We start from the raw sequence: 15,356 nt of genomic DNA, 5'->3' as shown, positions 1-15,356 counted from the left end.
TTCCCGCTGTTTCTGTAGTAGAATAAAGGATGGCGCCCTTGCGCACTACTGATACAAAACATTGATCAATGACTACGGAGCGGATTTACTATGGAAAAAAGCACGTCTTCGACCCTGATGACAGAGGGGTCCATCTGGAAAAAAATTATCGCATTTGCTGTTCCCTTATTTCTCGGGAACCTTTTTCAACAGCTTTACAATACAGCGGATTCACTGATTGTCGGCAATTTTCTGGGGAGCAATGCCCTCGCTGCCGTCAGTTCTTCCGGCAACTTAATCTTCCTCATGGTAGGTTTCTTCAATGGGATCGCAATTGGAGCCGGTGTGGTCATCGCCCGGTATTACGGCGCCGGGCGGCACGGTGACGTGCAGAAGGCCGTTCACACCACCATTGCCTTCGGCCTTGCCGCAGGGGTTGTGCTGACCGTGATCGGTGTGGTACTGGCGCCGATTATACTGGTGTGGATGGGAACTCCGGCCGATGTACTTCCGGAATCCACCGTCTATTTCCGAACGTATTTTGCAGGCTCACTGTCCTTCGTCATGTACAACGTGTTTGTCGGCATCCTGCAATCCGTGGGTGACAGCCACCATCCGCTGGTCTATCTCATTATATCGTCTCTCATCAACATCGTGCTGGATCTTGTGCTGGTGGGGATCTTTCACTTTGGAGTAGGGGCAGCGGCGTTTGCCACCATTATCTCCCAGTTTGTCAGCGCGTTTCTCTGTCTGCGCCGTCTCATGAGAAGTCCGGAGGAATACCGGGTCTGCTTAAAGAAAATCCGGTTTGACACAGGACTCTTGCGGCAGATCATCGCAAACGGTCTCCCGGCCGGTTTTCAGAACTCCGTTATTTCTCTGGCTAACGTGGTAGTCCAGTCCAATATCAACCGTTTCGGGAAAATGGCGATGGCGGGATGCGGCGCCTATTCGAAGATCGAAGGCTTCGGATTCCTGCCGATCACCTGCTTTGCCATGGCCCTGACCACGTTCGTGAGCCAGAATCTCGGCGCCGGACAGTATGAGCGGGCGAAAAAGGGAGCCAGTTTTGGCATTCTCTGCTCCATCATCACTGCAGAGCTCGTCGGCATTTTCATCTATGCCTTCTCGCCCCTGCTCATCTCCGCCTTTAACAATGATCCGCAGGTTATCATAAATGGAACGGCCCAGGCCCGCACGGTGACTCTGTTCTATTTTCTTCTGGCATTTTCCCACTGTATCGCGGGAATTCTCCGCGGCGCCGGAAAATCCACGGTTCCCATGCTGGTTATGATGGTCTGCTGGTGCATCATCCGGGTGACGTACATCACCGTAACCGTTCACTTTGTTCCGGATATCCGCGTGGTATTCTGGGCCTATCCGCTGACCTGGTTCTTAAGCTCGGTCGTCTTTCTCCGTTATTTCCTGAAGGGCAGCTGGGTGCATGGCTTTGAGCACTAGTGCCTCCCGGCGCGAATACCAGAGCGTGTCACATTTTTCGAAACACGGGTATGTACAGGATGAGTGTCACGGCCATGACCACGGCGCAGACAGCAATCAGTGCATTCGCCGCCGCGGCCGGGATATGTGGCACGAGAATGAGCACAAACATGACGACAAACAGCAGCGCCGTGCACACCTTTCCAAACCACATGGCGCCGTCAAGCTTCTTGCCCTCTCTCAGCTTCACCAGGCCCATAACCGCCATGAATCCCTCCTTGACGACAAAGAGTACCACCAGAACCGCCATATAAGGATAGCGGGTCCACAGGCATAAGAGAATGGCCCCGTGCGTCATCTTATCGGCAAACGGGTCCAGAAATTTGCCGAATTCCGTGATCATATTGAATTTTCGGGCAACCAGTCCGTCAAACATATCCGTGATGGACGATATTCCCATGACAGCCGCCGCGGCGTAATAGCCGCGGTCCGTCTCCGCATGGAGATAGAGATATACAAAGACCGGGATCATCAGAAGCCGGAAGTATCCCATAAGGTTTGGGATGGATAACAGTTCCTTTCTCGTATACTTTTTCATTTTGCATCACTCCTATCCGGCGATTTCGCATCGCCAGCCAGTAAATTTTGTAAAGATCTTCGGATCATGCACTCCATCTCACAGGGGCTTCTCTCCGGTTCCTCAAAAAGCCATTTCATTATAATATTCCATAAGCCTCCCATGTTAAAAAACAGACAGTACTCCAGCTCTTCTCCGCTCATGGTTTCTTTCCAGTACGATTGCAGCCGGCCGTAAATTTCGGGCCAGTACGTATTGGACACCTCGATGAGACAGCAGATCTTATCATCCCTGCATACAGACTGCAGAAATGTCTTATGCTCTTTCCAGAACGAAAAATACACCTCTGTGATATGCGCCGCAAAATAGGCGGTATCCCGTTCCAGATACCGGACATATTCCCTGCACAGGCGTTCGCAGCAGCTTCGAAACAGGTCTTCCTTTGAGGAATAATTTCTATAAAATGTCCGCCTTGATAAATCCGCCCGCCTGCATATTTCCACCACCGTGATCTCTTCGAATTTCTTTTCCTCCATCAGAGCCGCCAGCGCGTCCATCAGCCACGTCCTAGACTGCCAGACAACCGGATTGCTCGTCTCCTTCATCTCTCCACCTTCGTTTCTCTGATCCTTTTTACCGGATTATTTTCAGGGTGGCACACCGGCCCCCCTGATGTAGCACTTGCCCGCAGGGCCTTGACGCTGTCAGTTACCCGCATTATACTATGGAATACTTTCCGTTACAAGTACAGGAGGATGAATGACATGGAACCAATCCACGAAAATTTCTCGTACCGGCACGCGGTATCCGGTGGGGCAGACCCGGTCCCGGCCCTCATTTCCCACAGGAGGGAACGTCTGGCCGCGGACTGTTCCCGCTGCTGCGGCCTGTGCTGCACGGCGCTCTATTTTTCCAAAGCGGAGGGATTCCCTGACGATAAGGAAGCTGGGATTCCCTGCGCCCACTTATGTGAAGATTTCTCCTGCGAGGTTCACAGCTCTCTGTCCGGACGCCGCCTGAAGGGATGCATCAATTACGACTGCTTAGGGGCGGGGCAGACGGCCACAGAAATCGTATTTCAGGGGAAGAGCTGGCGGCAGCTTCCTGATCCGGAGGAAATGTTCCGCGTCTTCTTCCTTGAATTAAAGCTGCACGAGGCCATGTGGTATCTGGAGGAAGCCGCAATATTGCGCCCCGCATCCGCACTGCGCCCCCGTATCCATGCCGCGCTCACCGGCTTAGAGAAGCTGGCAGACGGTTCCCGGCAAGACCTCACGGAAGACGGGATCCGCGATAGGATCACTGCGGCCAACGATCTGTTGAAGGAGACGATCCGCCTGACGCTCGATTATGCGGCTTCTCAGAAGCTGCCTTCGAAAAAGGAAGGCATTTCGCGGTCTGCCCGCAGCCACACCGTCTCTTCCGGTAACTCTTCCCATAAAACTTCCGGGACGAATGGCGCGGGGCCCCTGCGCTTCCTCGGATATCATTTTCAGGGGGCAGACTTAAGTGCCATGGATTTTTCTTCTTCCTTTCTCATTGCGTCCGACTTGAGGGGATGCCGTCTCTTCGGAACGTGCTTTCTGGGAACCGACCTGCGGGATGCCGATCTTAAAGGCGCCGATTTAAGAGATGCCTTTTTCCTCACGCAGATGCAGATAAATGCCGCAAAAGGCAGCCGGGATACCCGTCTGCCTTCCTGGTTAAAGATGCCTGATCACTGGGAATCCGGCAGATAAATCGTAACATTTCCTGTTACAATAAGTCAGTCCTGTCCGCCGGAACATTTCGCCGCGTCAATGGCGAGTACGATCATCAGGCAGAGGAGCGCGTCCTCTTCCCTTACAATATCGAGAACGTACGTGTCTGAAAAGTGGAGAAATTCTTTACTGGCCGTCATGATCAGACTGCCTGCGCTGTCTTTTACACGATAGTCCCATTCCAGCCAGTCTCCGTCCACTGTCCAGCCGTTGCAGTCCAGCGTGAATTTGGGCTTTAAAAAGGTCAGTTCCTTGCGGATTTCTCCGATCTCCTGTCCGTTTATGTACATCAGAAATTTAGGCAGAAAGGTGAGCACTCTCTCCTGTACGGTTCCGATATGGTTATCGAAACGGTCATAGATTTCCAGCAAATGGCCCCAGCTTAATTTTCCCTTTACCGTATAGACCGTATTTCCACTCTCGTCATAGATGTCGTAACTGTCAAACCAGGAAAACAGCCGCTGTTTAAATAGTAATTGCATGATCGTTCCTCCCTGTTATGAGCACTCAGCGGTTTGGCCGCTTCGTGCAGTGCTGCTTTATGCCCCTTCATTCCGGGGGATAAATTTTGCCATGTAATACTCATCCGCGTAGGCGCCGCCGACACGCATGGAATTCTTTCTGAGCCCTTCGATTACAAAACCGCTCTTTTCATAGAGATGGACAGCGGCTTCATTGTCCTTTCTCACGGTCAGCTCCAGGCGGGTAATTTCCTGAGATACGGCCCATGCATCCAGGCGTTTGAACATCTCTGTGCCGATGCCCCGGCCGCGGTATCCGGCCCGGATTCCGACTACCACATATGCCGCATGGCGGATTCGGCGGCAGCGGCCCCGCTCGGCGGTCAGAACTCCCGCCATCGACTCCCCTTCCCTGGCAATCAGGAAGAAATCGCCTGCTGCCAAAGACTCCCTGATCATGGCCGCGGCGGCCTCCGGGTCATTTTTCCGTTCCCCCGGTTCCAGCATCATCATATCGGTCTCTAAATCCAGGGACCGCATCATTTCCACATATTCCCGGGCTCCTCCGGTCTGATCTGACGGTACTCCATCGATCCGTCCCCTCCATTTCCGCCATAAAGGCAGTTGTCCAATTCCTGTCTGTTTGTTCCCACAAGCAGTCGTCAGATGGACCCGTTAGCGAGCCATCTGACTCGTTGCCTGCGGATCCATCTGACGACTGCCGCGAGGGTCAAAAAGCCCGCTGCCTGCGGCGCTTTTTTGACTTGGCACGGGTCACAGCCACTCCGTCACCTTATCGACGAAGCAGACTCCGTCTAAATGATCCAGCTCGTGGCAGAAACATTTGGCCATCTCATCAATTCCGGTCAAAGTGACCTCTTCTCCATTTTCATCCAGCGCCTTCACGATTACGGTCTGGGGCCGAATGGTCCTTCCGTATTTCTCCGGAAAGCTTAAGCAGCCTTCGATGCAGTCCTGTTCCCCTGTCTGTTCCACAATCACGGGATTTACCAGCTTCATGAGCCCGGTTCCCATATCGATGACGACAAGGCGTTTTAAAATTCCTACCTGGTTCGCTGCGATTGCAGCTCCGTTAGGCGTCGCATGAAGCGTATCTGTCATATCGTTAAGGATTTCCCGGATCCGGTCATCCACCTCTTTCACTTCTTTGCATTTCTTTCTCAGTATCTCGTCTCCGTCGTAACGCATGTTTAATACTGCCATGATTCCACTCTCCTGCATTTATATTTTATTCGCTGCAGCGTCTGCCCATTTCAGAACGGCTTTCCCCATCGTTTCCCGGTCCATGGTGTCCACACGCAGTACGTCTGTATCGGAACGGTTTAAGAACCACTCCCGTTTCAGGGGAAGAAGATACTCCCGGTGAAAATCAAAAAATTCTCTGGACCGGCTCTTATCTCCCTCTTTCCGCGCCTTCAGAGTCTCCTCATCTGCGTCCAGGAACAGAATCCTGTCCGGCATACAGCGTCTCACCGCCTCCAGTTCCCTGCAGAGAGGTCCTTCGATATCCCAATTTTCGCCTATGGACTTCGGGTAATTCAGCGTGTAGAACTCGATCTCTTCCGCGCCGAAATCCATCAGTACCAGTTTATGCTCCTTTGCCGCTTTCCACCGCTCCACTTCATGATTCAGCCAAAGCCTCTGAATCTCCAGGTAATCCTCATAACAGTTCTTTATGAGGCCTCGGCGGTGTACCTCACTAATAACCGTTCCATTGTCCTCCCTGCTTAAAAAGATATCGGGACGGCGCTCCTTTACATACTGAACGGCCGTGGTTTTTCCCACGGCCATACAGCCCTGCAGCGATAGAATTACTGCCATATACCGTTCCTCCCTACAGCCAGATATCTCTTCCGTTCCATGTCACACTCTCTGCATCTCCGTCGTCGAGGCACCAGCCCAAAAGGCTGGCCACAAATCCAGGCGTAACAGGAAAATCTTCCATAACCGGCTCGTCGGCTTTCTCTGTATCCTGGCCTGCGTCAGGCTCCTTCCCGGCGCCCAGTTTCGGAATCCGGTACCGCTGCCAGCAGCCGCTCGTCGTTCTGTTCTTAAATACTCTTCCGATGGATACCAGATACCGCCGCTCCCCATGCTGTTCCGTGGGATAGAGCACAATCAGCCCTTTATCCTCCGACGCGATATGCAGTACGGGTCTGTCATAATCATCATCCCGCTTTACCCACCAGTAATAGGTGCTGTCCCCACAGACTAATGTTCTTTTATGCTTCTTTGCAATTGCCACAAAAAACCTCCCGGAATTTCTCCGCGCTATTCCAGCCGCTTTTCCTCCTGCTCCATCTAGTACTGCATTGCGTAAATAGCTGTGATATAGTGCCCGATATCTGCGTCAGGTGTGCGTCCGCGAAGCGACGGCGTAGTAGACCCTACGTCTAGCTTCGTGGGCGTGCTCCTGGCGCAGATAGCGGGTGCTATATCATAGGAATTTACGCAATGCAGTACTAGCGGCGGCACACAGCCAGGACAGGATACAGAATGACGGCCAGAACAAGGCCTCCAAGGCCCTGAATCAAATTCGACGGCACGCTGGCCAGGGCCGCTGCCATTCCATAAAAACAGGTTTCATAGAGCCAGTACCCGCATGCTACAAACACCATGTCAGTCAGCCCTCCGATCACCACACCGGCGGTCCGTTTTCCGGCCGTCGCTGAAAGTCTCCGAAATACAAGGCCGCAGCAAAAAGCGGTCAGCCCCTTAATCAGAAAGGTGGCCGGCACGTACAGCAGATATCCGCCCAGGAAATCCGCCAGCGCGGAACCAATTCCTGCGGCCAGGAGCCCCTGAACCGGTCCAAGAAAGATTCCCGAAAGAATCACCAGCGCATCTCCCGGATGGATATATCCGTTCGTACCCGGTGTCGGAATCCGGATCACCATCGTCGCTGTACATACCAACGCCATAAACAGCGCCGTCATCACCATTTTTCTGGTATTATTGTTCGTTTTCATACAAAGTCTCCCTTCCGGTTTTCAATGATAATGCACTTACTATAAACCGAAAATGGACTGTTTCAAATATCCAGTTTTTAACTTTTTAGCAATGCCAGTTTTATCTTCCAGCCACACGCCTGCTCCACCACTGTTTTATTGTATCATAAACATAAAATTCGTGAAAGACCTCATTCGGTGTTTCGATGTACTTTTGTCCTGAGTTGTTACAGTTCACGGCACTGGAAAAATTGCCTCTGTTCTGTGAATTTTATATATTTTTTGAAAAGGGGTTGAAGTATAAAAACACTTGCTACAATTAAGATAACGGCGCCGTAATAAAACGAAAAAGGACAAAAAAGCATGAACAATCTCATAGTAAAGCCTGTCGGCAAAGTTGTATTTCAGAATGAAATGCCACTCATTTTATTGGAAAAGCCTTATCGTTCCGCCCTGGAGGGACTGGATGGCTTCAGCCATATTCAGATCTTCTGGTGGTTCGATGCCTGTGACAATGAAGCTTCCCGCGGTGTGCTTAAGGTCAGCTCTCCCTACCGCAATTCGCCGGCGACGCTGGGCACCTTTGCCACCCGCTCCCCGGAACGCCCTAACCCTGTCGCGCTCTCAACGGCGCAGATTCTTCGAATCGATCCGGCGGCCGGCATCATCGGACTCAGCCATATCGACGCACGTGACAACACACCGGTCATCGACTTGAAGCCCTATACTCCCAGCCTCGACCGGGTGGCACAGCCCTGTGTGCCCGACTGGTGCGCTTCCTGGCCAAAAAGCCTGGAGGAATCGGCTGATTTCGACTGGTCTGGCGTATTTACATTCTGAGAGGTGGCGGCCATGAGTTTAAAAGACTATCTGATCAAAAAACCGGTTCTTGAAACAGAACGGCTGATTTTAAGGGAGCTCAGGCCGGAGGATACTGACGATTTGCGGGAGTGGCTGAGCGATCCCGGCCTGTACCTCTATTGGGGAAAGCGGCCCGGCAGACACGATTTAAACCCGGAACTGCTGTTCACAGCCGCCAATCAGAAACCAACGAAAAGCTTCCACTGGGGCATCGCGAACAAGAAAGACAATAAGGTAATTGGGGAATTCTGGGTCTACTTAATCGAGAACGACCGGATGGCCAAGGTCTCCTACCGACTCTCGCCTGCCTGTCAGGGAAATGGCCTCATGACGGAAGCCCTGAAAAGCGTGGTGGATTTCTGCTTCACTCGCACGGAGCTTCAGAGGCTCTGGACCGATGTGGACGTAAGAAACACCGCCTCCTGCAAAACGCTGGAAAAAGCCGGCTTCACACGGGAGGGCTGCATCCGGCAGGGAAAAATGGTCTCTTCCTGGTGCGACTACTATTTATACGGTCTGCTGAAAACAGACCTTCTCCCGGAACACGCCAGTCAGGCGTAACCCGATCTAAACAGATTACCGGACTCGCGCGCCGGGGCATGGCCGTTTCAGCAGCCATATCCCCTTAGGGCGTGGATTGCAGCAATTAACAGTACGGGCTTTCCTGTCAAACAAACAATGCCTGCGTCATACCTCCGCGATTCAACTCCGCGGTGCGGTATGATGCAGGCATATTCTATTCTTTGATTATGGAAAGCATGACGGAAATATCTTCAGCCGCCATTTCGGCCTTCGACTTTTCAATTAAAATATTTTGCCCGGTCATAATGTAGGAAGGCATAATCCGGATACCCTGATACCATATTTCACTCTTTCGTATCTTATAGGTGGACACCGACGGAATCACATTTTTCCCAGCGGCCTTTTTGCTTATCATGTTAAAGGCTTTTTTCGCCACATCACCCATCAGCATGATTACTTTCACATGGGGAAAGAGAGACAGCTCCCACTCCAGATACGGCAGACTTTTTTCGATGGTGCTTCTCTCAATGGCCGGGGCCGTCTTCGGCATTTTCACTGCATTTGTAAGGTAAATACCCTGCTCCAGCAGTTCTCCCGCATTGTTCACCTGTGCTCCGGCCTTCTGAAACAGCGGAATTGCCGTCGATAAATAGGCCGCCCCGTCACCGCCGTAAAAGTCATCAGCCGGGTTTGATGGCACCACTTCATTAATCAAAACCGCCCGGATTTGCTCGGGCTTCACCTCTAAATCCTGAAATACAAACGCCTCTTGATTACTATTTCTTTTTTCCATTTCTTCTCTGATATTCATCGTTTCTCCTCATAGTGATGCAGTGCAGACTTCAGTCTCTTTTCCACCTCTCGCTTCAAAGAAAGCGGACTCAACACGGTAACTTTATCTCCAAAGGACATCAGGAAGCCGTACAGCCACTCATTGTCCGGCATAACCGCCCGGACAGTAAGTTCCCCGTCACATTCCGTAACCACCCGGTCATCGAACACGTCATATACTCTGGAGGCCGCTTCCTTCGGGAAACGCAGAACCACAGAGACAGGCTCTCTTTCCTTCTCCCATCGTGTCAGATCCGGCTCTGTTCCTTCCGGTATGCGATCAAACAGGATCCCCGTCAGCACAATCTCCTTGATCCGCGATAAACGGAACAGCCGGAAATCTTCTCTGACCAGGCACCACGCATACAGATACCACGCCTTGTCCTTATAGATCAGCCTGTACGGATGGCAGTCTCGTTCACTGGCTATTCCATTGGAGCCATAGTACTTAAAATGGATCTGCCGTCTCGCCATAACCGCCTGTTTCAGCACGTTAAAATCCATCCGTTCCCTCTCCGGGTCGCTTCCCCAGCGGGAAACATCCACTTCGATCCAGCTCGTATCCGCCATCTGAAACGCAGCCCTCAGTTTCGATAAGACCGTCTCCATATCAGAATTCTGAACCGCCGCCAGACTCTGCAGGCCGAACAGAATATCCCTCATCTCCTCTTCCGAAAGCAGCGATCTCTCCAGCACAAATCGGTCCAGCAAACGAATTCCCCCGCTTCGCCCCGCCACCGAATAGACAGGCACCCCCGCCCCGCTGATCCTATCAATATCCCGGTAAATCGTCCGCACCGACACCTCAAACTTCTCCGCCAGCTCCGGTGCAGTGGCCTGTCCCTTTTCCATCAGATGGTAAATAATTTTGAACAGCCGGCTCTCTATCATTGCTATCACCTCGTTTTTCATCATATCAGACAAAACCTGACATGCTATGTCAGCAATATTATAACTGTACACTTTTAATTAATTATTTTATCTTTTGCTTTTATCTTTTGTTTTTTATCTTTTGTTTTTTATCTTTTGTTTTTTATCTTTTGCTTTTTATCTTTTGCTTTTTATCTTTTGCTTTTTATCTTTTACTTTTTATCTTTTCTAAATTCAAGATTTTTCTTAATCCGCAGTGTGTCCGTTCTGCCCCGGCAGACTCCGTTTTCTGTGACGTTTGCAGTCTGTTAGAAGCTGTAAATATGTGGGTTTTTTCGTTCTGCCGCAAAGTGCGGTTGTCTGAGCGCAGCGAGTTCCGAACTTTGCGGCAGGCTTTTAGAAAAATCCCACACATTTACAGCTTCTTACTGCCGAAACAGGAACAGAAAGCGGAGTCTGCCGGGCAGAACGGACACACCGCGGATTAAGAAAAATTACCTCTTGACCTTATCACAGTGGGAAGGTGTACAATACACTCAGAATCGGTTCTACACCTGACAACGCAATATCAGCACAACACTATTTCACTTTTGGGAGGTCCTATGTTTACCATTGGAGAATTTTCAAAATTCTGCTGCATTTCCGCGAGAATGCTGCGCCATTACGACCGCATCGGCCTGCTGCATCCGGCCGCCACGGACGAACAGAACGGGTACCGCTACTATGACAGCAGCCAGATCCCTACATTTCAGCGAATCGAAAAGCTGAAGCGATACGGCTTCTCACTGGCCGAAATCAAACGGCTGCTGACGCTTACGGAGGCAGAGTTAAATATCCAGATTCTGCTTCAGTACGAGCGCGTAAAAGAGCAGGCGGCCAGTCTGACGGAGACGCTCACCTGCATGGAACGGGATATCTCCCATTTTAAGGAGGGCATAACCATGAATCGGAACTATCACATCATTGTTATGAACACACCGGAGCAGCGCGTCTTCTCCGTTAAACGCACCATTGCCGTCAAGGCCCAGGACATTCACAGGCTCATCTCTGACCTCATGGCACAGGCAAAGGAACGCGGCCTGCACCGCGCGGGTCCCTGTCAGCTGGTCTACATGGGAAATGAATTCAACGAAGACAGGATGGAGGTGGAAGCACAGCTTCAGGTAGCGGAAGCTCATCCGGACACGAAGCTTCTGCCGGAATCCCTCTGTGTCACCGCGATCCATCAGGGGCCGCTGGAGGAGGTACACATCGGGTATCAGGCGATCTGTCAATATCTGGACCAGCATCCGGAATACCAGCTTACCGGAATCAGCATTGAGCGGTATCTAAAGGATGAGAATACGGTCTCTTCTGCGGAAGAACTGGAGACAGCGATCCTGTTTCCGGTAGAAAAAGCGTAGTCCAATTCCATCATCAATATAAAAATGCGGGCCGGAAAATATGACAGGATTTTCCGGCCCGCTTTCTTCTGTCCAGCAGATCTTATATTTTCGATTATTTTTTCAAATATTTAATACAGCACAGAATAAAACAGATCAGTGCAGCCAATTTTGCCAACTGCAGCACAGCAGTAAAAATAATTGAGATCAGGGGTAAAAACTGAGCGATTAACATGCCATCTCACCTCTCTTTTCCTAACTTTTATCGGTTGTCAGTTCTCATTTCCATGGCGGCCGGGCCTCGTGCCTTAAGCGTCCACTTTCCTGCTGTCAAAATAGACAAACCGGTCGATGGCCTCCAATATGTCCTTGAAATCCTCTCTCGGCGCCAGCTCCATGTACTTTCTCAGAATCTCCGTCTCCCGTTTCTTATACGGGCCATAAAAGATATCATAGAGGTTGTGGCCTCTCATATAGATCTTAAACTCTTCCATATGCGCCTTCAGTTCTTCCACAGATGAGAGTGTCCCTCCCAGAACCTCTGTCAGATGGCGGCCTGACTGCAGGCGGTATAAATACTCCTGCCATTTGGAAAAGAGCGTCTCATAGAATGCCTCCTCGCTCTTCACAATTCCAAGCTCTGCCATAATCTTTGGATTTAAGAAGTAATTTTCAAAGGAATAGTACTTGAGAATCAGCACATTTCTCCTCGTGACCTTCGGCAGCTTATCGACATCCTCCAGGCTCCGCTCGTCGTAGTACCGGCAGAGCTGGCCCGCCAGTTCCTCCGGGTTCTTTCCGTCGCCGTCGCGGATCATCAGAAACTGATCACGCAAATACACCTGATTCATGTATTTTAAGTTGGCGTACGTCTTGATATTGGTACAGCTGTTGGTGGTGATAATCGAAATCCGGGACAGATTGCCGTTAGCATCGTGAATCTCCGAATAATACTTCTCCAGCAGCAGCGGCAGCCGGCTCTTATCCTGTTTTCCTTCCACGATAAAGACGAAGCTCACGTTCAGGAAATCGTTGGCCCCATAACCGAGATCGTCTAAAATGGCGTCGATATCCGTGCGTTTGCGCACCACGGAATAGTCTTCCTCGTCCAGGACCACCTGACGGATCTGGCGGCTGGTGAAGTTAAACAGCATATTCGGCGAATGGGTCGTGAAAATCACCTGATTCTTCTTCGACAGCTGGTACAGGATCTCACTGGATATCTTCTGCAAATGAGGATGAAGGAAAATCTCGGGATCTTCCACAATGATCACACTGGGGATCCTCTTCTCATCGTCCGTGTACGTCTGAAGCAGCGACAGCATATAGATGCTCTTCATGCCCCCGCTTAGATTTTCGATGGGGTTCAGCCGCCCGTGCTCTTCGTGGTACGTCTCCGCCGTCACATGAAACATCTCATCCGGATTGCAGTTCAAGGTGAACTTGATTTCCTCGAATCCGCCGTTCTTTCTGTAATTAGCGTTGACCTTCTCCGTAAACTCTTTTAAATTAAGCTGATACATCTTATATTCCAGAAGCTTGGACGTCTCGTAAAGCTTCAATTCTTCCGGTTTTTTCTGATTGATCAGACCGATGCATTTGAAACACTGGTTGCACTCCTTTGCCGCATCGAACATGCAGACGTGGGCGCGCAGTCTGATCAGCTGCTCATCCTCCTGGAACATGAACAGATCATCCTGAAACTGTTTTAGCTGACGCTCGGTATCGATATAATAAATCCTGGGAAATACCTCCTGGATATACCGGTTGTTCTTCTTATATCCATCGAAAAAGCGGGACTCCCCCTTCCAGTTTACCACAAATGTAAATGACAGGGCTTCCTCCTCATACGACGGCAGCTTTGCACAGAAATCCCTGCGCCATGCGTCATACCGCTTGTACTGGCTCACGATTCCCGCCCGGTGGAACATATGAAGATCTTCCTCTGTAAAATTCAGGGTGATGGATATCTCAATATTCTGTTTTCTTTCATTAAAGTCGTTCTCCCGTATCTGGTAAGAACCGGCCACCGCACGGATGGCATCCAGCACTGAGGTCTTCCCCGTGTTGTTCTTTCCCACCAGAATCAGGGCATTTTCGATACCATGAATCTCCATCTCACGGATGGATTTAAAATTCCTGATGTGGACCGATGTGATCTGCATATGTGTTCTCCTTTAGGTTTAAGTATAGGAGATGCCAGGGCAAATTTCAAGCTTCCGCTGAAATTTTCGCAACTATTGAGCACTGGCTCTTCCCGCGCTTCATACTATGGATTATATTCTAAATTCAGGAGTGGTTCTTATGTTCGATTATGCCGTAGTGCTGACCCCTCTGCACTATGTTTATCTAATCGGTGTTCTTGTAATTCTCGCTGTCATGGTCCTGCGAAAAGACACCCCCGCCGTCTGTATCGGCTTTCTATTTCTCCTCGGAACCATCGGTCTTGGTTCCATAACAGGCGGAATCATGACCGTGTTTAATTCTATTCTGTTCGCCGCGAAAGAATTCATGGAAGTCATAGCCACCATCGCCCTGGTAACGGCTCTGTCCAAATGCTTAAAAGACTTAGGCAGCGACTACCTGATGATGGTCCCCATGTCGAAAATCATGAAGACCCCCTCCGTCACATGGTGGATTCTCGGAATCACCATGCTGCTCTTCTCCCTCTTCCTCTGGCCGTCACCTTCCGTGGCCTTAGTCGGCGCGATTATGCTGCCATTTGCAGTCAAGGCCGGTTTAAAACCGCTCGCCGCGGCCATGGCTATGAACCTTTTCGGTCACGGAATCGCTTTAAGCTATGATTTCGTCATCCAGGGTGCGCCTGCCATTTCCGCCGGTGCCGCCGGAATTTCCACTTCCGATATTCTCACCCAGGGCCGTCCTGTTTTCTGGGTCATGGGCATTGTCACCGTAACCGCCGCATATCTTTTAAACCGTAAGAGTATGGCAGCCACAGAGACCGTGTCCGCAGAGGCCCTGCCTGAGGAGCGGAAGAAAGTGACGAAAGCGGCCATCGCCATCGCGGTCCTCACTCCCACGGCCTTTCTCGCCGATATTCTTCTGATGCTGGCCTTTGACTTAAAGGGCGGAGACGCCACCAGCATGGTTTCCGGTACCGCCGTACTGGTGATGTGTGCCGGCGCAGTCGCCGGATTTGGCAGACAGTCGCTGGAAAAGGTGACCGATTACGTGACAGGCGGTTTCCTCTTCGCCATCAAGATCTTCGCCCCCGTTATTATCATCGGCGCATTCTTTTTCCTTGGCGGCAGCGGCATTACCACGATCATGGGCGATCAGTATCAGAGCGGCATCATGAATGACTGGGCCGTCTGGCTGGCTCACAATACGCCCTTAAACAAATATATGGCAGCCTTTATCCAGATGGTCGTAGGCAGTCTGACCGGTCTCGACGGCTCCGGTTTCTCCGGCCTTCCCTTGACAGGCTCCCTGGCACACACCTTCGGCACCGCCGTCGGCGCTTCGGTGCCAGTGCTGGCTTCTCTCGGGCAGCTTACCGCAATCTTCGTGGGAGGCGGTACCATCGTTCCCTGGGGACTTATCCCCGTGGCCGCCATCTGCAACGTCAGCCCCTTAGACCTGGCCCGTAAGAATCTTCCGCCGGTCTTAATCGGCTTTCTCTTTGCCTTTTTAACCGGCTGCCTTCTGCTGTAGCAGTAACAGTAACAGAAATACGTATCCTG

17 protein-coding genes are annotated in these 15,356 nt (G+C 51.1%); 6 read left to right on the top strand and 11 right to left on the bottom strand.

Annotated features, from left to right (window positions below):
• The first annotated feature begins 90 nt into the window (after positions 1–90).
• Complete coding sequence (locus tag M1L66_RS11070) at positions 91–1,440, top strand: MATE family efflux transporter (RefSeq protein WP_434692924.1); 1,350 nt, start codon at positions 91–93, stop codon at positions 1,438–1,440.
• Between the two features lie 28 nt (positions 1,441–1,468).
• Here the strand turns inward: M1L66_RS11070 and M1L66_RS11065 are convergent, their stop codons facing one another.
• Together M1L66_RS11065 and M1L66_RS11060 are read right to left on the bottom strand one after the other, a co-directional pair.
• A complete protein-coding gene (locus M1L66_RS11065; RefSeq protein WP_434692922.1) occupies positions 1,469–2,017 on the bottom strand; it encodes a CDP-alcohol phosphatidyltransferase family protein in 549 nt (182 codons plus the stop codon).
• Positions 2,014–2,601: a TetR/AcrR family transcriptional regulator gene (locus tag M1L66_RS11060; RefSeq protein ID WP_434692920.1), complete on the bottom strand. Its 588-nt coding sequence runs from the start codon at positions 2,599–2,601 to the stop codon at positions 2,014–2,016. The genes M1L66_RS11065 and M1L66_RS11060 overlap by 4 nt, the downstream gene beginning before the upstream one ends.
• A gap of 159 nt (positions 2,602–2,760) precedes the next feature.
• Here M1L66_RS11060 and M1L66_RS11055 point away from each other — a divergent pair, with 159 nt between their 5' ends.
• Positions 2,761–3,735, top strand: coding sequence for a pentapeptide repeat-containing protein (locus M1L66_RS11055; protein WP_434692917.1), 975 nt, complete (start codon positions 2,761–2,763; stop codon positions 3,733–3,735).
• A 26-nt stretch (positions 3,736–3,761) separates the two neighbouring features.
• Here M1L66_RS11055 and M1L66_RS11050 read toward each other — a convergent pair whose 3' ends face one another.
• The 6 genes from M1L66_RS11050 to M1L66_RS11025 all read right to left on the bottom strand — a co-directional run bounded on the left by M1L66_RS11050 (position 3,762) and on the right by M1L66_RS11025 (position 7,207).
• Positions 3,762–4,238, bottom strand: a complete 477-nt coding sequence (locus M1L66_RS11050; protein WP_002600403.1) for an LURP-one-related/scramblase family protein — start codon at positions 4,236–4,238, stop codon at positions 3,762–3,764.
• A 57-nt stretch (positions 4,239–4,295) separates the two neighbouring features.
• On the bottom strand, positions 4,296–4,760 hold the full coding sequence (locus M1L66_RS11045; protein ID WP_434694238.1) for a GNAT family N-acetyltransferase: 465 nt from the start codon (positions 4,758–4,760) through the stop codon (positions 4,296–4,298).
• A 231-nt stretch (positions 4,761–4,991) separates the two neighbouring features.
• On the bottom strand, positions 4,992–5,441 hold the full coding sequence (def, locus tag M1L66_RS11040; protein ID WP_022030196.1) for a peptide deformylase: 450 nt from the start codon (positions 5,439–5,441) through the stop codon (positions 4,992–4,994).
• A gap of 18 nt (positions 5,442–5,459) precedes the next feature.
• Positions 5,460–6,059 carry an AAA family ATPase gene (locus tag M1L66_RS11035; protein ID WP_025531709.1) on the bottom strand — a complete coding sequence of 200 codons (600 nt, stop codon included), beginning with the start codon at positions 6,057–6,059 and terminating at the stop codon, positions 5,460–5,462.
• 13 nt (positions 6,060–6,072) lie between these two features.
• On the bottom strand, positions 6,073–6,483 hold the full coding sequence (locus M1L66_RS11030; RefSeq protein ID WP_187021342.1) for a hypothetical protein: 411 nt from the start codon (positions 6,481–6,483) through the stop codon (positions 6,073–6,075).
• Between the two features lie 217 nt (positions 6,484–6,700).
• Positions 6,701–7,207 (bottom strand): ECF transporter S component, encoded by a 507-nt coding sequence (locus tag M1L66_RS11025; protein ID WP_117630190.1) that lies wholly within the window; start codon positions 7,205–7,207, stop codon positions 6,701–6,703.
• A 342-nt stretch (positions 7,208–7,549) separates the two neighbouring features.
• Between M1L66_RS11025 and M1L66_RS11020 the strand changes: the two genes are divergently transcribed.
• Together M1L66_RS11020 and M1L66_RS11015 are read left to right on the top strand one after the other, a co-directional pair.
• Positions 7,550–8,026 (top strand): SAM-dependent methyltransferase, encoded by a 477-nt coding sequence (locus M1L66_RS11020; RefSeq protein WP_187021391.1) that lies wholly within the window; start codon positions 7,550–7,552, stop codon positions 8,024–8,026.
• Between the two features lie 12 nt (positions 8,027–8,038).
• Positions 8,039–8,608, top strand: coding sequence for a GNAT family N-acetyltransferase (locus tag M1L66_RS11015; protein WP_002600410.1), 570 nt, complete (start codon positions 8,039–8,041; stop codon positions 8,606–8,608).
• Between the two features lie 175 nt (positions 8,609–8,783).
• Here M1L66_RS11015 and M1L66_RS11010 read toward each other — a convergent pair whose 3' ends face one another.
• Positions 8,784–9,380, bottom strand: a complete 597-nt coding sequence (locus M1L66_RS11010; RefSeq protein ID WP_187021393.1) for a uracil-DNA glycosylase family protein — start codon at positions 9,378–9,380, stop codon at positions 8,784–8,786.
• Complete coding sequence (locus M1L66_RS11005; protein WP_243270238.1) at positions 9,377–10,315, bottom strand: helix-turn-helix transcriptional regulator; 939 nt, start codon at positions 10,313–10,315, stop codon at positions 9,377–9,379. The genes M1L66_RS11010 and M1L66_RS11005 overlap by 4 nt, the downstream gene beginning before the upstream one ends.
• A 557-nt stretch (positions 10,316–10,872) precedes the next feature.
• Between M1L66_RS11005 and M1L66_RS11000 the strand changes: the two genes are divergently transcribed.
• Positions 10,873–11,673 (top strand): MerR family transcriptional regulator, encoded by an 801-nt coding sequence (locus M1L66_RS11000; RefSeq protein WP_434692911.1) that lies wholly within the window; start codon positions 10,873–10,875, stop codon positions 11,671–11,673.
• 287 nt (positions 11,674–11,960) lie between these two features.
• Here M1L66_RS11000 and M1L66_RS10995 read toward each other — a convergent pair whose 3' ends face one another.
• Positions 11,961–13,817 carry an ATP-dependent nuclease gene (locus M1L66_RS10995; protein ID WP_434692908.1) on the bottom strand — a complete coding sequence of 619 codons (1,857 nt, stop codon included), beginning with the start codon at positions 13,815–13,817 and terminating at the stop codon, positions 11,961–11,963.
• 139 nt (positions 13,818–13,956) lie between these two features.
• Between M1L66_RS10995 and M1L66_RS10990 the strand changes: the two genes are divergently transcribed.
• The gene (locus M1L66_RS10990; protein WP_434692905.1) at positions 13,957–15,327 is read left to right on the top strand and encodes a citrate transporter; all 1,371 of its coding nucleotides are present in this window, start codon (positions 13,957–13,959) and stop codon (positions 15,325–15,327) included.
• Positions 15,328–15,356: the final 29 nt, after the last annotated feature.

The sequence above is a fragment of the Hungatella sp. SB206 genome, from assembly GCF_051132295.1.
Taxonomy (GTDB): Bacteria; Bacillota; Clostridia; order Lachnospirales; family Lachnospiraceae; genus Hungatella; species Hungatella effluvii.
This window is presented reverse-complemented; position numbering and strand designations above follow the sequence as displayed.